Here is an 18375-nt window from a genome sequence, read left to right on the forward strand (position 1 = left end):
ACGCCCGGTTACATTCCGAACCCGGAAGCTAAGCCTTTCAGCGCCGATGGTACTGCAGGGGGGACCCTGTGGGAGAGTAGGACGCCGCCGAACAAGTTTTGATACGGGAAAGCCCCGCACCATTCATGGTGCGGGGCTTTTCTGCGTTCGGGGTCGCTTGGGGGGAGGCATGGGGGGCACGGGGAGTGGGTTCGCCGGCCGTACGGCAAGGGCCTTGTCAGGGTTTGGCCGTATGTGTGCCTGGCGGCAGAGGTGAGCGCGGGGGGCCAGAAGATGTGGTTCGGAGTTCTGACTTTTTATGGGTATGATCTATCTCGTTGAAGCCGAGCAGAACAGCAAGGCGCAACGAGGCCCCTATAGCTCAGTCGGTAGAGCGTCTCCATGGTAAGGAGAAGGTCTGCGGTTCGATTCCGCATGGGGGCTCAGCAGAAGGAAGAAGGCCCCCCGCCACCAGGCGGGGGGCCTTCTTCGTGTTGGGAGTCGGGGGAGAGGCCGCGGGCCGCAGTGCGCGCGGCAGTCAGTTCTGGAGGGGCTCCGGGACGCGCATGGCGAGGATGGCCATGTCGTCGGAGGCGGGTTCCGCGGCGAAGCGTTCCACGGTGCGCAGGACGCGGGCGGCGATGGCGCCAGCGGTCAGGCCCGTACAGCCGGAGAGGACTTCGGCCAGGCCGTCGTCGCCGAGCATGCGGGTGCCCTCGCGGCGCTCGGTGATGCCGTCCGTGACGCAGAGGAGGACGTCGCCGGGGTAGAGGGTCAGGGTCTCCTCGTAGAGCTCCAGGTCGTCCATGACGCCCAGAAGGGGCTGGGGTTCGGCGGCGGGCGTGACCGTGCCGTCCTGGCGGAGGCGGAGTGGGAGGGGGTGGCCCGCGCAGACCAGTTTGAGGACGGAGCTGCCGTCCTCCTGGGGCCACAGCTCTCCGTACAGGAGGGTCAGGAAGCGGCTGCGCTCGCCCTCGTCGAGGATGGCGGCGTTGAGGCGTTCCAGGACGGCTGGGCCGCCGAAGCCCTCACGGGCCAGGAGGCGCAGGGCGTGCCGGGCGAGGCCCGTGACGGCGGCGGCCTGGGGGCCCGTGCCGCAGACGTCGCCGATGGCGAAGCCGTAGACCCCGTCGCGGATCGGGAAGATGTCGTAGAAGTCGCCGCCGACCTCGTTGCCCTCGCCGGCCGCGCGGTAGATGACCTCGACCTCCATGCCCGGCACGTTCGGCCGCTCCGGGGGGAGCAGGCTGCGCTGAAGGGACTGGCTGATGGCCATGCGCTCGGAGTAGAGGCGGGCGTTGTCCAGGGCCAGGGCGGCGCGGCGGGAGAGGTCCTCGGCGAGTTCGAGGATCTCCTGGCGGAAGTGGTCGTCGGTGGGCTTGCCGAGGGTCAGCATGCCGATGACGCGGTTGCGGGCCACCAGCGGGAGGACGACGGTTTCGCCGCCGACGGCTGCGGCCGTCGCGAGGGTGGTGCCGATTCCGGAGCCCAGCTGGGGGGTCGAGCCCAGGCCGAGGCTGCGCATGGAGGTGCGGAGAGCCGCCTGGTGGGCGGCCTCGCCGGGGACGTTCCAGATGCGGGCGCCGGGGGTGGGGACCGGGTCGGGCGGGCTGACGCGGGACAGGAGGGCCTTGAGGCCGTCGATGCGTTCCTCGTCCTCGTGGAGGACGTAGGAGAGGTAGGGGGCGGACGCCGGGTCGGCGATCGTGTAGACCGCGCACCAGGTGGCCAGGGTGGGGACCGTCATCTGCGCCATCAGGGCGAGGGTCTGGTCGCGGTCGAGGGTGCCGGCCAGCAGGTCGGAGGCCTCGACGAGGAAGGAGAGGGAGCCGCGGCGGAGGCGTTCGAGTTCGCCGAGGCGGGCGGACTCGACGGCGAGCGCGATGCGGTCGGCGGCGAACTGCAGGCGCAGCGCCTCGTCGTTGGTGTACCGGCCGGGGGCTTCGGCGGCGACGCCGAGCGAGCCGGTGAGGCGGCCCTCGACCTTCAGCGGGACGGTCACGACGGAACGCATCCCGGTGCCGCCCAGGAGGGGCACCGCGCCGGGGACGGCGATCAGGTCCTCGTGGACGGCGGGCATGCGGGCGGAGCCGTACCTGCCGGTGCCGGCCTCGACGGGGACGCGGGCGAAGCGCTGGCGGGCGGAGGGCAGGCCGGTGGTGGCCCGTACCTCCAGTTCGGTTTCGTCGTCGGTGGCCAGGAGGAGGAAGGCGGAGTCGGCGTCGAGCATGTCGCGGGCGCGCTCGACGGTGCGCTGGAGGAGGCCGTCCAGGTCGTCGGGGGCGGGGGAACCGATGAAGACCTCGAAGGGGTCGGTGGTGCGGCCCTCGGTGAGGGAACCGCCCGCCGGGTCGGCCGCCGCGGTGCGCTGGGGGGTCTGCAGGACGGCGCGCTCCACTTCCCGCACCAGGAGGCAGATGGTGGACGGCTCGCCCTCGTTGTCGCGGACGCGCAGGTGGGAGGCGTACACGGGGATGACGCGGCCGTCCGCGCCGCGGATGCCGTAACTGCCCTCCCAGCGGGACATCTGGAGGGCCTCGGCGATGCCCGTGCCGATGCCGGGGGTCTGCGGCCAGGCGGTGAGGTCGGTGAGGGGCTTGCCGGTGACCTGCTCGGCGGCGTAACCGAAGAGGTCCTGCGCGTCCTCGTTCCAGGAGGCGATGGACCCGCCGCGGTCTATCTGCACGACGGCGACGCGGATGCGGCCGTCGGCGACCGGGAGCAGCCGGTCGGGGAGGACCGGGCCCGCGACGCGGGTGCCGACCGGGCGCTGGGGGAGGTCGAGTTGGAACCAGACGTGCTTCTGGGTCGGGGTGTACTCGACGCCCCACTTGGAGGCGAGGGCGGCGCACAGGAGGAGGCCGCGGCCGCCCTCCCGGTCGGGGCCGCCCAGATTGAAGCCGGCGCCCTGGAGGGGGACCTCGCGCTCGGGGTAGCGGTCGCCGACCTCGACGCGGATGCCTTCCTCGGTGCGCAGGCACAGGACGTCCGCCTGGGTGCCCGCGTGGACGACCGCGTTGGTGACGAGTTCGCTGGTGAGGACGACCGCGTCGTCGACCAGCTCGGAATGCCCCCAGCCCTGGAGCGTGTCGCGTACGAAGGCCCGGGCAGTCGCCACCGACCGTCCGACCGGGTCGAAAGTGGCCGCCGCCCGCGCCGTGATCACAGCACTCCCCATGTGGTGTTCGTCGCTTCCCCGAGTCCTGTGCCCGTTTCTCGCGGCTTCGATTCGCCTTTGCCAGGCTAGACGGTCGCCCGACGCGTTGTGCCACTGCGTCCCGAGAACGTACGGGGAAGGGCCGGGCGACGGGGCGGGCCGACCCGGTGACTGTATGCTTCAACGATTTGGCGCCGGAGGCGTCACGCGTCGCCTGCCGAACACGGCGGTGCGGCAAGGTGGAAGACTGGGAAAGCTTCCAGCGAAGACCTGGGAAGTACGGTCGATCCCTGCGGGAGGGACACGGTGGAGTCTGGCGTGGCGGCGCGGGGCAGGAGCACGCGCACAAAGGGCGGACGGTCCCGGAACAGTGGGACGACCGAGGTGGACACGGCTGCGCTGAACCGCATGCTGGCGGCCTTGGTGTCGATGCGGGACGGGAACTTCAGGAAGCGGCTGACGGTCTCCGGCGACGGGGTGATGGCCGAGATCGCCGCTGTGTTCAACGAGGTCGCCGACCGGAATCTCCATCTGACGGGTGAGCTGGCACGGGTGCGGCGCATGGTCGGCCGGGAGGGCAAGCTCGCGGAGCGGCTGGAGACCGGGTCCTGCGAGGGGTCCTGGGCGGCGGCGATCGACGCGTCGAACGCGCTGGTGGAGGACCTCGTACGACCGGTGTCCGAGGTCGGGCGGGTGCTGTCGGCGGTGGCGGAGGGCGACCTGGAGCAGCGGATGGAGCTGCGGTCGCAGGCGCGCGAGGAGGGCGCCGGGCATCCGTTGCGCGGTGAGTTCCTCAAGGTCGGGCGGACGGTCAACAACCTCGTCGACCAGTTGTCGGCGTTCACGGACGAGGTGACGCGGGTCGCGCTGGAGGTCGGCACCGAGGGCAAGCTCGGCGGGCAGGCGCAGGTGCGCGGGATGTCCGGGTCGTGGAAGGACCTCACGGACTCCGTCAACACGATGGCGTACCGGCTGACGGCTCAGGTGCGCGACATCGCGCTCGTGACGACGGCGGTGGCCAAGGGCGATCTGTCGCGCAAGGTCACGGTGCACGTGGCCGGTGAGATGCTCCAGCTGAAGAACACCGTGAACACGATGGTGGACCAGCTCTCGTCGTTCTCCTCCGAGGTCACGCGGGTCGCGCGGGAGGTCGGCACCGAGGGCGAGCTCGGCGGTCAGGCGCAGGTGCCCGGGGTGGCGGGGGTGTGGAAGGACCTCACGGACTCCGTGAACCTGATGGCGGGGAACCTCACCTCGCAGGTGCGGGGCATCGCGGAGGTCACCACGGCGGTGGCGAGCGGCGACCTGTCGCGGAAGGTCACGGTCAACGCGCGCGGCGAGGTCGCGCAGCTCGCCGAGACGATCAACCAGATGACCGAGACGCTGCGGACGTTCGCCGACGAGGTCACCCGGGTCGCGAGCGAGGTCGGCGGGGAAGGACTGCTCGGCGGGCAGGCGCAGGTGCCGGGGGCGGCGGGGACCTGGAAGGACCTCACGGATTCCGTGAACACCGCCTTCCGCAACCTCACCGACCAGGTGCGCAACATCGCGCAGGTGACGACGGCGGTGGCCAACGGCGACCTGTCGCAGAAGGTCACCGTCGACGTGGCCGGCGAGATGCTGGAGCTGAAGAACACCGTCAACACGATGGTGGACCAGCTCCAGTCCTTCGGTTCCGAAGTGACGCGGGTGGCCCGCGAGGTCGGCGTCGAGGGGCAGTTGGGCGGGCAGGCGCAGGTGCCGGGGGCGGCCGGGACCTGGAAGGACCTGACCGATTCGGTCAACACGGCTTTCCGCAACCTCACCGGGCAGGTGCGCAACATCGCGCAGGTGACGACGGCGGTCGCCAACGGCGACCTGTCGCAGAAGGTCACCGTCGACGTGTCCGGCGAGATGCTGGAGCTCAAGGTCACCGTCAACACGATGGTCGACCAGCTGTCCGCGTTCGCCGATCAGGTCACGCGGATGGCCAGGGACGTGGGCACGGAGGGGCGGCTCGGCGGGCAGGCGCGCGTCGACGGCGTCAGCGGTACGTGGAAGGAACTCACCGACTCCGTCAACTTCATGGCGGGGAACCTGACTTCGCAGGTGCGCCAGATCGCCCAGGTGACGACGGCGGTGGCGCGGGGCGACCTGTCGCAGAAGATCGACGTGGACGCGCGCGGCGAGATCCTGGAGCTGAAGAACACCATCAACACGATGGTCGACCAGCTCTCGGCCTTCGCGGACCAGGTGACGCGGGTCGCGCGCGAGGTGGGTACGGAAGGGCGGCTCGGCGGGCAGGCGCAGGTGCCGGGCGTCGCCGGTGTGTGGCGTGATCTGACCGACTCGGTGAACGGCATGGCCGGGAACCTCACCGCCCAGGTGCGCAACATCGCGCAGGTCGCCACGGCGGTGGCGCGCGGCGACCTGTCGCAGAAGATCGACGTGGACGCGCGCGGCGAGATCCTGGAGCTGAAGAACACCCTCAACACGATGGTCGACCAGCTCTCGAACTTCGCGGAGCAGGTGACCCGGGTGGCCCGGGAGGTGGGCACCGAGGGCATGCTCGGCGGTCAGGCCGAGGTGCAGGGAGTGAGCGGGACCTGGAAGGACCTCACTCAGTCCGTGAACTTCATGGCGAACAACCTGACCTCTCAGGTACGGAACATCGCCGAGGTGACGACGGCGGTGGCCAAGGGCGACCTGTCGAAGAAGATCACCGTGGACGCGAAGGGCGAGATCCTCGACCTCGTCACGACCGTGAACACGATGGTGGACCAGCTCTCCAACTTCGCCGACGAGGTCACCAGGGTGGCCCGCGAGGTGGGCACCGAAGGCATCCTCGGCGGTCAGGCCAGGGTGCGCGGGGTCACCGGCATCTGGAAGGACCTCAGCGACAACGTCAACACGATGGCCAACAACCTGACCTCGCAGGTGCGGAACATCGCCCGGGTGTCCTCCGCCGTCGCCAACGGCGACCTGACGAAGAAGGTCACCGTCGAGGCGCGCGGCGAGGTCGCCGAGCTGGCCGACACGGTGAACACCATGGTGACGACCCTGTCGTCGTTCGCCGACGAGGTCACCCGGGTGGCCCGCGAGGTGGGCACGCAGGGCCAACTGGGCGGCCAGGCCCGGGTGCCCGGAGTCGCGGGTACGTGGAAGGACCTCACCGAGTCGGTGAACTCGATGGCGTCCAACCTGACCGGCCAGGTGCGGCAGATCGCGACCGTCACGACGGCCATCGCGAAGGGCGACCTGACGAAGAAGATCGACATCGACGCGCGGGGCGAGATCCAGGACCTGAAGGACACCATCAACACGATGGTCGACCAGCTGTCGTCGTTCGCCGAGCAGGTGACGCGGGTGGCCCGCGAAGTGGGCACCGACGGGCAGTTGGGCGGCCAGGCGCGGGTGCGGGACGTCGACGGCACCTGGCGCGACCTCACCGAGTCGGTGAACGAGATGGCCGGCAACCTGACCCGTCAGGTGCGGGCCATCGCGAAGGTCGCCACCGCGGTGACCAGGGGCGATCTCAACCTGAAGATCGACGTGGACGCCGCCGGGGAGATCCAGGAGCTCCAGGACAACATCAACACGATGATCTCCAACCTGCGCGACACCACCCTCGCCAACGAGGAGCAGGACTGGCTCAAGGGCAACCTGGCCCGCATCTCGGGCCTGATGCAGGGCCGCCGCGACCTGGACGACGTCGCCTCGCTGATCATGAGCGAGCTGACGCCGGTCGTCTCGGCGCAGCAGGGCGCGTTCTTCCTGGCGATGCCGTCGGGGTCGTCCGCGGCCAAGGGCGCGGAGGTCGGCGCGGACGCGGAGCGCTCGTACCAACTGCGGATGCGCGGGAGTTACGGGTACTCGGCGGGTTCGATGCCGACGGTCTTCCGGCCGGGGGAGACCCTGATCGGGACCGCCGCCGAGGAGAAGCGGACCATGCAGTTCAAGGCGCCCGAGGGGTATCTCAAGATCTCCTCGGGGCTCGGGGAGGCACCGCCGGCGCACGTGATCGTGCTGCCGGTGCTCTTCGAGGGGCAGGTGCTGGGCGTGATCGAGCTGGCGTCGTTCCAGCCGTTCACGCAGATCCAGCGGGACTTCCTGAACCAGATCGCCGACCTGATCGCGACCAGCGTCAACACCATCAGCGTCAACACGAAGACCGAGGTGCTGCTGGAGCAGTCGCAGGAGCTGACGGAGCAACTGCGCGAACGCAGCGAGGAGTTGGAGAACCGGCAGAAGGCCCTCCAGGAGTCCAACGCCGAACTGGAGGAGAAGGCCGAGCTGCTGGCGCGGCAGAACCGCGACATCGAGGTGAAGAACACCGAGATCGAGGAGGCCCGGCAGGTCCTGGAGGAGCGGGCCGAACAGCTCGCCGTCTCCATGCGGTACAAGTCGGAGTTCCTGGCGAACATGTCGCACGAGCTGCGCACCCCGCTCAACTCGCTGCTGATCCTGGCCAAGCTGCTCGCCGACAACGCCGACGGGAACCTCTCCCCGAAGCAGGTGGAGTTCGCCGAGACCATCCACGGGGCCGGTTCCGACCTGCTCCAGCTCATCAACGACATCCTCGACCTGTCCAAGGTCGAGGCGGGCAAGATGGACGTCTCGCCGACCCGGATCGCGCTGGTCCAGCTCGTCGACTACGTGGAGGCCACCTTCCGGCCGCTCACCGCGGAGAAGGGACTCGACTTCTCGGTACGGGTCTCCCCGGAGCTGCCCGCCACCCTGCACACCGACGAGCAGCGCCTCCTCCAGGTGCTGCGCAACCTGCTGTCCAACGCGGTGAAGTTCACCGACACCGGAGCCGTCGAGCTGGTGATCCGGCCCGCCAACGCGGACGTACCGCACGAGATCCGCGAGCAACTGCTGGAGGCGGGGTCGCTGCGGGACTCCGACGGGGACCTGATCGCCTTCTCGGTCACCGACACCGGCATCGGCATCGCCGCCAGCAAGATGCGGGTCATCTTCGAGGCGTTCAAGCAGGCCGACGGGACGACCAGCAGGAAGTACGGCGGTACGGGCCTGGGCCTGTCCATCAGCCGGGAGATCGCCCGCCTGCTCGGCGGCGAGATCCACGCGGCGAGCGAGCCGGGCCGCGGCTCGACGTTCACCCTGTACCTGCCGCTGCACCCCAGTGAGCTGCCCCCGCAGGGCTATCCGCAGGTCAGTCCCGGCGGGCTCGAACTGCCGCGCCGGGCGCAGCAGCAGGAGGCCCCGACGTCACCGGACGCGGCGTCCCCTCCGTACCACCTGGGTGTCGTACGCAACGAACCGCAGACGGGTTCGGCCGGGCTCTTCCGGCGGCGGCGCAAGGCGATCGGGCAGGCCGAGGAGCGGCCCGCGCTGCCCGGCAGGACCGCCGCCCCGGCAGCGGCCGGCAGCACGCCGCAGGAGCCGTGGGCCGGACAGCAGCAGGGCGGGCAGGAGAGTGCGCCCGAGGAGCGGCGGACGTTCGGGTTCTCCGGTGAGAAGGTGCTCATCGTCGACGACGACATCCGCAATGTCTTCGCCCTGACGAGCGTTCTGGAGCAGCACGGGCTCGCGGTGCTGTACGCGGAGAACGGACGCGAGGGCATCGAGGTCCTGGAGCAGCACGACGACGTGACGGTCGTGCTGATGGACATCATGATGCCGGAGATGGACGGTTACGCGACGACGACGGCGATCCGCAGGATGCCGCAGTTCGCCGGGCTGCCGATCATCGCGCTCACCGCGAAGGCGATGAAGGGCGACCGGGAGAAGGCGATCGACTCGGGTGCCTCGGACTACGTGACGAAGCCGGTGGACCCGGACCATCTGCTCGGTGTGATGGAACGGTGGATGCGCGGGGAGGAGTAGAGCCCCGGCGCTCCGTGGGCGCGCGCCTGACCGTACGGTGGTGTGTGCACCGGACCGTGCGGCGGTGCGTGCCGCGGGCGGTCGTGCTGACGGGCCGGGTCGCCGGGACGTGCTGACTGACTGTGGCCGACGGCGTGTGAGAGCACGGGAATCGGGGAACCTATCGGTCTCCCGATGCGTTTTTGCTACGTGCACAGTGACATCGCGGTGACAGGGTGTGGCGACCGGCAGGGTACGGCTACCATGACCGGCACAAGGACGGGCGACGCAAGGGAGTCGTCCTCCGGGGCGGCGCCCGGTGCACTGCCGGGGCGAGGAGGACGGGCCATGGTGCAGAAGGCCAAGATCCTCCTGGTCGATGACCGGCCGGAGAATCTGTTGGCGCTGGAGGCCATTCTCTCCGCGCTCGATCAGACACTGGTGCGGGCATCGTCAGGGGAGGAAGCGCTCAAAGCACTGCTTACCGATGACTTCGCGGTCATCCTGCTGGACGTGCAGATGCCGGGCATGGACGGGTTCGAGACCGCCGCGCACATCAAGCGGCGGGAGCGGACGAGGGACATCCCGATCATCTTCCTCACCGCGATCAACCACGGTCCGCATCACACCTTCCGGGGTTATGCGGCCGGCGCGGTGGACTACATCTCGAAGCCGTTCGACCCCTGGGTGCTGCGCGCCAAGGTGTCGGTCTTCGTCGAGCTGTACATGAAGAACTGCCAACTGCGGGAGCAGGCGGCACTGCTGCGCCTCCAGTTGGAGGGTACGAACCGGGCGGACGCGGGAGCGGTGAAGGAGCCCGCGGGGCTGCTCGCCGAGCTGTCCGCGCGGCTCGCGGCGGTCGAGGAGCAGGCGGAGGCGCTCTCCAAGCAGCTCGACGACGAGTCCGCGGACGCGGCGGCGGTCGCCACGGCGGCGCATCTGGAGCGCAAGCTCACGGGACTGCGCCGGGCGCTCGACGCGCTGGAGCCGGGGACCGGCGGGGGCGCGGGGACGCTGCCCTCGCAGAACTGACGGAGTGCTCGGCGCGCGGGTGGGCGTTGGCCGTGCACGTGACCGTTCGTCAGGTGGGCGACCGCTCGTCGGGCGTGTGAAGGAATGTGAGGGAGCGTGAGCCCCATACCTGGTGTTGTGTCAGGTATGGGGCTTTCGTGCGGCCGGGTGCGGTCGACGGGGCGTCAATTTCGCTGTCTGCGAAGGGCGACACGGTCGGGTGAACCCGTAGGCGCTCCTGTCCGCAGGCGTCTCCCCAGGTAACCTCTTGCCCCATGGCCTCACGTACGTCCGGCAAGGGTTCCCAGGGCACGACGGGCACCGCCAAGCCGCGCGCCGGTCGTACGCCGGGCGCTGCGAAGAAGGCGGCGCCCGCGAAGGCCGTGGCGAGACCGCCCGCGAAGAAGACCGCCGCCAGGAAGGCCCCGGCGAAGAAGGCGCCCGCCAAGAAGGCGGTCCGCCCCGCGCCCCGGCCCGCCCCGTCCCCCACCGGGGGCGTGTACCGGCTGGCGCGCGGCGCCTACCTGGGTCTCGCGCACGGTGTCGGCGCGATGTTCCGCGGCATAGGGCGGGGCGCGAAGGGGCTCGACCCGGCGCACCGCAAGGACGGCCTCGCGCTGCTGCTGCTCGGCCTCGCGCTGATCGTCGCGGCCGGCACCTGGGCGCATCTGCGCGGGCCGGTCGGGGACCTGGTCAAGATGCTGGTCACCGGTTCCTTCGGGCGGCTCGACCTGCTGGTGCCGCTGCTGCTGGGCGCGATGGGAATCCGGCTGATCATGCACCCGGAGCGGCCGGAGGCCAACGGGCGCATCGTCATCGGGCTCTCCGCGCTGGTCGTCGGCGTGCTCGGACAGGTGCACATCGCGTGCGGGTCGCCGGGGCGCGGCGACGGCACCGAGGCGATGCAGGACGCGGGAGGGCTGATCGGCTGGGCGGCGTCGGTGCCGCTGACCTTCACGATGGGCGAGGTGCTGGCCGTACCGCTGCTGCTGCTCCTGACCGTCTTCGGGCTGCTGGTGGTGACGGCGACACCGGTCAACGCGATTCCGCGGCGGCTGCGCCAACTCGGCATCCGCCTCGGGGTCGTCGAGCCGCGGCCGGAGGAGCTCGCCGCCTACGTCGCGGAGGACGACGAGCGGTACGACGAGCAGTGGCGTGAGGCGCTTCCCGCCGACGCACGCGGCGCCTCCGCGCGCCGGAGCGAGGCGGGGGAGTACGACGTCGACGCGGTGGAGCAGGAGGCGCCGGGACGGCGCAGGAGGCCGCGCAGGGCCCCGTCCGCGCAGCCGTCGTCCCCGTACGCCCGGCCGCAGGACGCGGTGGACGTCGCGGCGGCCGCGGCGGCCGCGCTGGACGGCGCGGTGATGAACGGGCTGCCGCCGTCGCCGATCGTCGCGGACCTCACCCAGGGCGTCTCGCAGGAGCCCGAGCGCACCTCGTCCGTGCCGTCGGCGCGGGAGGCGGTGCAGGCGCCGCCGGTGAAGCCCGCGCTGCCCGCCGCGCCGGAACCGGGCCGCCCGGCCGGCGCCGCGCCGGCACCCGGCCGTCCCGCCGGGGCCGCGCCGCCCAAGGTCGCGGACCTCACCAAGGAGCCGCCGAAGGAGCCCTCGGTGCTCCCGGCGCGCGCCGAGCAGCTCCGGCTGTCCGGCGACATCACGTACGCGCTGCCCTCCCTGGACCTCCTGGAGCGCGGCGGGCCCGGCAAGACGCGCAGCGCGGCCAACGACGCAGTCGTGGAGTCGCTGCAGAACGTCTTCTCCGAGTTCAAGGTCGACGCGGCCGTCACCGGCTTCACGCGCGGTCCGACGGTCACCCGGTACGAGGTCGAGCTCGGCCCCGCCGTCAAGGTCGAGAAGATCACCGCGCTGACCAAGAACATCGCGTACGCGGTGGCCTCCCCGGACGTGCGGATCATCTCGCCGATCCCCGGCAAGTCCGCGGTCGGCATCGAGATCCCCAACAGCGACCGCGAGATGGTCAACCTCGGCGACGTCCTGCGCCTGGCGGACGCGGCGGAGGACGACCACCCGATGCTGGTGGCGCTCGGCAAGAACGTCGAGGGCGGCTACGAGATGGCCAACCTCGCGAAGATGCCGCACGTCCTGGTCGCCGGAGCCACCGGCTCCGGCAAGTCGTCCTGCATCAACTGCCTGATCACCTCGATCATGGTCCGGGCCACGCCCGAGGACGTACGGATGGTCCTCGTGGACCCCAAGCGCGTCGAGCTGACCGCCTACGAGGGCATCCCGCACCTGATCACCCCGATCATCACCAACCCCAAGCGGGCCGCCGAGGCGCTCCAGTGGGTCGTACGGGAAATGGACCTGCGGTACGACGACCTCGCCGCGTTCGGGTACCGGCACATCGACGACTTCAACGCGGCCGTGCGCTCGGGGAAGCTCAAGACGCCGGAGGGCAGCGAGCGGGAGCTCCAGGCGTATCCGTACCTGCTGGTGATCGTGGACGAGCTGGCGGACCTGATGATGGTCGCGCCGCGGGACGTGGAGGACTCGATCGTCCGCATCACCCAGTTGGCCCGCGCCGCCGGCATCCACCTGGTGCTCGCCACGCAGCGGCCTTCGGTGGACGTCGTCACCGGTCTGATCAAGGCGAACGTGCCCTCCCGGCTCGCCTTCGCCACCTCCTCGCTCGCCGACAGCCGGGTCATCCTCGACCAGCCGGGCGCCGAGAAGCTGATCGGCAAGGGCGACGGGCTCTTCCTGCCGATGGGGGCCAACAAGCCGACCCGCATGCAGGGCGCCTTCGTCACCGAGGACGAGGTCGCGGCGGTCGTCCAGCACTGCAAGGACCAGATGGCGCCGGTCTTCCGGGACGACGTCGTGGTCGGCACCAAGCAGAAGAAGGAGATCGACGAGGAGATCGGCGACGACCTGGACCTGCTGTGCCAGGCCACCGAGCTGGTCGTCTCCACCCAGTTCGGGTCGACGTCGATGCTCCAGCGCAAGCTGCGGGTGGGCTTCGCCAAGGCGGGCCGGCTGATGGACCTGATGGAGTCGCGGAACATCGTGGGGCCGACCGAGGGGTCCAAGGCGCGTGACGTCCTCGTGAAGCCCGACGAATTGGATGGCGTGCTGGCCGTGATCCGGGGAGAGTCTCCTTCGTAGGGCGTGCGCGGTTTCCCGGGTGCGTGCGAGTGGCCCAGTGATCATCACTCGTACGGGTTCGGAGGCAACCGTTTCCCCTGCGGACACGTCCAGTTGAGGGGAGGGAGGCGTCATGGACCGTCAGCGGTGGGACCATGGACGGCGCCGTGGTGCCTCCGGGGTGCCGGGCTGGTGCGACGGCGTACGAAAACGCCGTTCCGATGGCGTACAAAGACAGCTCTCCCGCTTGCCCCACCCTTTCGTCACCCCCCTAGACTGAACCTCCAGCAGGTGGCTCACGCTCGAAAGGCGCCCCCGTGTCCATCGGCAACTCCCCGGACGGCAACGTCCCGGACTCCCCCGGCAACTCCCCCGAAGACGACCGGCCCACCATCGGCCGTGCCCTCCAGCAGGCCCGGATCGCCGCAGGTCTGACGGTCGACGAAGTCAGCACGTCGACCCGGGTGCGCATTCCGATCGTGCACGCCATCGAGGCCGACGACTTCACCCGCTGCGGCGGCGACGTCTACGCCCGCGGGCACATCCGTACGCTCGCCGCCGCCGTCGGCCTCGACGCCTCGGCGCTCGTCGCGCAGTACGACGGCGAGCACGGCGGACGGCCCGCGCCGACCCCCGCCGCCCCGCTGTTCGAGGCGGAGCGGATCCGTCCCGAGCCGCGCCGGCCCAACTGGACCGCCGCCATGGTCGCCGCGATCGTCGCGGTGATCGGATTCGTCGGGTTCACGATGTTCAGCGGGGGCGACGAGCCCGGCGGGACGCGCAGCGTCGCCGAGGGGGCCACCGCCACCGCGCCCGCCCCCAGGCCCAAGCCGGGCAGGACCATCAAGCCCGCCCTTCCCAAGACCGACGTGACGCCCGGCCCGGCGGACAGCGCCATCGCGGCCGCCCCCAAGGACCGGGTCACCGTCAAGATGGTCGCGACCGGCACCAAGAGCTGGGTCTCGGCGCGGGCGTCCAACAACCGGATCCTCTTCGACGGCTTCCTGAACAAGGGCGACTCCAAAACCTTCACCGACCCGAAGAAGCTCGACCTGGTGCTCGGCGACGCCGACGCCGTCCAGCTCTTCGTGAACGGCAAGGAGGTCGAGGACGACTTCAGCCCCGGCCAGGTCGAGCGGCTCACCTACACCAAGGGCGACCCCGAGGTCGGCTGAGACACCGGGCGCACACGGGGGCGCGCCGGCCCCGCCTCCTGCTTCCACCGCTTCTGCCCGCTTCCACCTGCGGCGATCCGATCACGGACACGGTCGGTACGTCGTCGCAGGTCGGAAGGGGTACATCCGTCGAGGAGCGGCGCACGGCCCCCTCGCGGCCCGGGCGTGCGCCGGAACGAAGTAGGCTTGAGTCCATGCCCGAACGCCGCACCGTCGCCCTTGTCACTCTTGGCTGCGCCCGTAACGAGGTGGACTCGGAGGAGCTGGCAGGCCGCTTGGCAGCGGACGGCTGGGACCTCGTCGAGGACGCCTCGGACGCGGATGTCGCCGTCGTCAACACCTGCGGATTCGTCGAGGCCGCCAAGAAGGACTCCGTCGACGCCCTGCTCGAAGCCAACGACCTGAAGGACCACGGCCGCACCCAGGCCGTGGTCGCCGTGGGCTGCATGGCCGAGCGGTACGGCAAGGACCTCGCCGAGGCCCTGCCGGAGGCCGACGGCGTCCTCGGCTTCGACGACTACGCCGACATCTCCAACCGCCTCCAGACCATCCTCGCCGGTGGTTCCGTCGAGGCGCACACCCCGCGCGACCGGCGCAAGCTGCTGCCGATCAGCCCGGCCGAGCGGCAGGCCGCCGACGTGTCGCTGCCGGGGCACGCGCAGGAGGCCGCCCCCGTGCCCGAGGACCTGCCGGAAGGCGTCGCCCCGGTCTCCGGGCCGCGCGCGCCGCTGCGCCGCCGGCTGGGCACGAGCCCGGTCGCCTCGGTGAAGCTGGCCTCCGGCTGCGACCGGCGGTGCTCCTTCTGCGCCATTCCGTCGTTCCGCGGCTCCTTCATCTCGCGCCGCCCCAGCGACGTGCTGGGCGAGACGCGCTGGCTGGCCGAGCAGGGCGTCAAGGAGGTCATGCTGGTCTCCGAGAACAACACCTCGTACGGCAAGGACCTGGGCGACATCCGCCTGCTGGAGACCCTGCTGCCCGAGCTGGCGGAGGTCGACGGCATCGAGCGGGTGCGGGTCAGCTACCTCCAGCCCGCCGAGATGCGGCCCGGCCTGATCGACGTCCTCACCTCGACGCCGAAGGTCGCCCCGTACTTCGACCTGTCCTTCCAGCACTCGGCGCCCAAGGTGCTGCGCGCGATGCGCCGCTTCGGGTCCACCGAGCAGTTCTGGGGCCTGCTGGAGACCATCCGCGGCAAGGCCCCGCAGGCCGGTGTGCGCTCCAACTTCATCGTGGGCTTCCCCGGCGAGACCGAGGAGGACTTCGCGGAGCTGGAACGCTTCCTCACCGGGGCGCGGCTGGACGCCATCGGCGTCTTCGGCTACTCCGACGAGGAGGGCACGGAGGCCCTGACGTACGAGGACAAGCTGGACGACGACACCATCGCCGCGCGGCTCGCGCACATCTCCCGGCTCGCCGAGGAGCTCACCGCCCAGCGGGCGGAGGAGCGCATCGGGGAGACGCTGGAGGTGCTGGTCGAGTCCGTGCGCCCGGCGGACTCCGACGACGCCGAGGACGAGCCCGCGACCGGCCGTGCCGCCCACCAGGCACCGGAGACGGACGGCCAGGTGGTGTTCACCACCGGCCACGGGTTGACGCCCGGTCGTATGGTCATGGCGAAGGTGGTCGGCACCGAGGGCGTGGACCTCGTCGCCGAGCCCCTGCCCAGTGCCAGTGACGAGGTTCCCAAGGAGGCGGCCAGATGAGCGGAATCCCGGCGTCCGCGGCGGGCGGTACCGGCAGGGCCGCGTCGGTGGCCGGTGGGAAGCTGGGTGCCGTGGCGGTGAATCAGGCCAGTCTGTGGAACATCGCGAACATCCTCACGATGGTCCGGCTCGTGCTGGTGCCGGGCTTCGTGCTGCTGCTGCTCGCCGACGGCGGGTACGACCCGATCTGGCGGGCGTGGGCGTGGGCGGCGTTCGCCGTCGCCATGATCACGGACGTCTTCGACGGCCATCTGGCGCGGGCGTACAACCTGGTCACGGACTTCGGGAAGATCGCCGACCCGATCGCCGACAAGGCGATCATGGCGGCCGGGCTGATCTGCCTGTCCGGGCTCGGGGACCTGCCGTGGTGGGTGACCGGGGTCATTCTCTTCCGGGAGCTCGGGATCACCCTCATGCGGTTCTGGGTGATCCGGCACGGGGTGATTCCGGCCAGCCGCGGCGGCAAGATGAAGACCCTCGCGCAGGGCACGGCGGTCGGCATGTACGTGCTGGCGCTGACCGGGCCGCTGGCGACGTTCCGGTGGTGGGTGATGGCGGTGGCCGTGGTGCTCACCGTGGTGACGGGCCTCGACTACGTACGGCAGGCGATCGTGCTGCGGCGGGCGGGGCTGGCGGCGGAGCGGTCCGGGTGAGTTCCACGGCCGCAGGGGTGCTGGCGGCGCTCGCCGCGCGGGGGGAGACCCTGGCGGTGGCCGAGTCGCTGACCGGGGGCCTGGTCGCCGCGGAGCTGACCGGGGTGCCGGGGGCCTCCCGGGTCTTCCGGGGCTCCGTGACGGCGTACGCGACGGAGCTGAAGCGGGACGTCCTGGGGGTCTCCGGTGATCTCCTGCGGGAGCGCGGGGCGGTGGACGCCGAGGTCGCGCGGCAGATGGCGGCAGGGGCGCGGCGGGTGCTGGGGGCCGACTGGGGTGTCTCCACGACCGGTGTCGCGGGCCCCGATCCCCAGGACGGGCAAGCTGTGGGCACCGTCTTCGTGGCCGTCGCGGGACCGGACGGCAACCGGAAAGTGGCCGCGCTTGGGTTGAACGGCAGCCGATCGGACATCCGTAGAGAGAGCGTACGGGCCGCTTTCGAGCTGCTCTCCGGTGAACTGGTCGAGAATGCGCGGGCACAGGATACGGAACACAACGGGGGGATCTGATGTTTGCAGCCCTGAGTGAACACGACATAGCTCCCCGCACGGCTGCACCGCGAGGCGGTACGGTGGGGCGTGAAGGATGCGGCTACGCGGTCCGAGGAGGGAGCCACCGATGATTCTGCTCCGTCGCCTGTTGGGTGACGTGCTGCGTCGGCAGCGCCAGCGCCAGGGCCGTACTCTGCGCGAAGTCTCCTCGTCCGCCCGGGTTTCGCTCGGCTATCTCTCCGAGGTGGAGCGGGGGCAGAAGGAGGCATCCTCCGAGCTGCTTTCCGCTATCTGCGACGCGCTTGATGTACGGATGTCCGAGCTCATGCGGGAAGTGAGCGACGAACTCTCCCTGGCCGAACTGGCGGCGTCGGCTGCGGCCGGCGAGACGCCGGTGCGCCAGCCGGTACGACCGATGCTCAATTCGGTCTCCGTGACGTCGGTAGCCGGGGTGTCCGGCGTGCCGACCGAGCGAGTGACGATCAAGGCACCTGCGGAAGCGGTGGACGTCGTCGCTGCCTAGCGAAGGAAAGAGTGCGGGACCGGTGCTCCGGTCGACCCCTGTGGGGTCGGCCCGGGTGCCGGTTTTTGCGTTTCGGGGCTGTGCGGTGGGCGCGCCATGGCTGTTCGGGGCCGTTGCGACGCCGCTCTGCGGTCGCTGCTCCGCGCCCGGACCCTGGATGACCGAAATGGATCAGTTGTGGCAGGGTTGATGGTGCTGATCCGGTTTTTCGGTATTCCTGAGGAGGACGCTCCATGTCAGTCGTGAAGAGCACGCTGCCCGAGGCCGATCTCAAGGCCGTCGGCGAGGCGCTGCAGGGCGCGCTGGTGGACCTGGTCGACCTGTCGCTGGTCGCCAAGCAGGTCCACTGGAACGTGGTGGGTCCGCGCTTCCGCTCCGTGCACCTTCAGCTCGACGACGTCGTGACCTCGGCCCGGCTGCACTCCGACTCCGTGGCCGAGCGGGCCTCCGCGCTCGGTGTGAACCCCGACGGCCGGGCCGCGACGGTCGCCGGGTCCTCGGCGATCGGGGAGACGCCCACCGGGTGGATCAAGGACAGCGACGCGGTGCGCATCCTGGTCGACGCGCTCGGTGCGGTGATCGTCCGGATGCGTGAGCGGATCGAGTCGACCGGTGACCCGGACCCCGTCACGCAGGACCTGATCATCGGGCTCACGGCGGACCTGGAGAAGCACGCATGGATGTTCCAGGCGGAGAGCGCCTGAGGGCTGACGCCCGGGACGCCGGGCTGCTGAAGGCCCGGGGCGTGCGGGTGGGGTGCGCCGGAAGCTT

At 70.7% G+C, this 18375-nt stretch carries 10 protein-coding genes, 1 tRNA gene and 1 rRNA gene; 11 read left to right on the forward strand and 1 reads right to left on the reverse strand.

Annotated elements, in window-relative coordinates:
• Nucleotides 1–93 (forward strand): 5S ribosomal RNA (gene rrf / locus ACIP93_RS12935); the annotation flags it as partial.
• A 257-nt stretch (nucleotides 94–350) separates the two neighbouring features.
• A tRNA-Thr gene (locus ACIP93_RS12940) sits at nucleotides 351–423 on the forward strand.
• A gap of 94 nt (nucleotides 424–517) precedes the next feature.
• On the opposite strand, the gene ACIP93_RS12945 is transcribed toward ACIP93_RS12940, so the two are convergent.
• Nucleotides 518–3157 (reverse strand): SpoIIE family protein phosphatase, encoded by a 2640-nt coding sequence (locus tag ACIP93_RS12945; RefSeq protein ID WP_401757967.1) that lies wholly within the window; start codon nucleotides 3155–3157, stop codon nucleotides 518–520.
• 387 nt (nucleotides 3158–3544) lie between these two features.
• Here ACIP93_RS12945 and ACIP93_RS12950 point away from each other — a divergent pair, with 387 nt between their 5' ends.
• The 9 genes from ACIP93_RS12950 (at nucleotide 3545) to ACIP93_RS12990 (ending at nucleotide 18308) form a co-directional block, all read left to right on the forward strand.
• Nucleotides 3545–8965, forward strand: a complete 5421-nt coding sequence (locus ACIP93_RS12950; RefSeq protein ID WP_345217311.1) for a HAMP domain-containing protein — start codon at nucleotides 3545–3547, stop codon at nucleotides 8963–8965.
• A gap of 327 nt (nucleotides 8966–9292) precedes the next feature.
• Nucleotides 9293–9976 (forward strand): response regulator, encoded by a 684-nt coding sequence (locus tag ACIP93_RS12955; protein ID WP_345217312.1) that lies wholly within the window; start codon nucleotides 9293–9295, stop codon nucleotides 9974–9976.
• A 254-nt stretch (nucleotides 9977–10230) separates the two neighbouring features.
• On the forward strand, nucleotides 10231–13080 hold the full coding sequence (locus ACIP93_RS12960; RefSeq protein ID WP_401757969.1) for a DNA translocase FtsK: 2850 nt from the start codon (nucleotides 10231–10233) through the stop codon (nucleotides 13078–13080).
• 296 nt (nucleotides 13081–13376) lie between these two features.
• The gene (locus tag ACIP93_RS12965) at nucleotides 13377–14234 is read left to right on the forward strand and encodes a helix-turn-helix domain-containing protein (RefSeq protein WP_401757971.1); all 858 of its coding nucleotides are present in this window, start codon (nucleotides 13377–13379) and stop codon (nucleotides 14232–14234) included.
• 194 nt (nucleotides 14235–14428) lie between these two features.
• Nucleotides 14429–15937 carry a 30S ribosomal protein S12 methylthiotransferase RimO gene (gene rimO / locus ACIP93_RS12970; RefSeq protein WP_401757973.1) on the forward strand — a complete coding sequence of 503 codons (1509 nt, stop codon included), beginning with the start codon at nucleotides 14429–14431 and terminating at the stop codon, nucleotides 15935–15937.
• A complete protein-coding gene (gene pgsA, locus ACIP93_RS12975; protein ID WP_401757975.1) occupies nucleotides 15934–16590 on the forward strand; it encodes a CDP-diacylglycerol--glycerol-3-phosphate 3-phosphatidyltransferase in 657 nt (218 codons plus the stop codon). The genes rimO and pgsA overlap by 4 nt, the downstream gene beginning before the upstream one ends.
• Complete coding sequence (locus ACIP93_RS12980; RefSeq protein WP_380836529.1) at nucleotides 16587–17099, forward strand: CinA family protein; 513 nt, start codon at nucleotides 16587–16589, stop codon at nucleotides 17097–17099. Before pgsA ends, ACIP93_RS12980 begins: the two co-directional genes overlap by 4 nt.
• A gap of 109 nt (nucleotides 17100–17208) precedes the next feature.
• The gene (locus ACIP93_RS12985) at nucleotides 17209–17604 is read left to right on the forward strand and encodes a helix-turn-helix transcriptional regulator (RefSeq protein WP_345217317.1); all 396 of its coding nucleotides are present in this window, start codon (nucleotides 17209–17211) and stop codon (nucleotides 17602–17604) included.
• Between the two features lie 233 nt (nucleotides 17605–17837).
• Nucleotides 17838–18308, forward strand: a complete 471-nt coding sequence (locus ACIP93_RS12990) for a DNA starvation/stationary phase protection protein (protein WP_345217318.1) — start codon at nucleotides 17838–17840, stop codon at nucleotides 18306–18308.
• Nucleotides 18309–18375: the final 67 nt, after the last annotated feature.

This window comes from Streptomyces sp. NPDC088745 (assembly GCF_044751045.1).
GTDB lineage: Bacteria > Actinomycetota > Actinomycetes > Streptomycetales > Streptomycetaceae > Streptomyces > Streptomyces cremeus.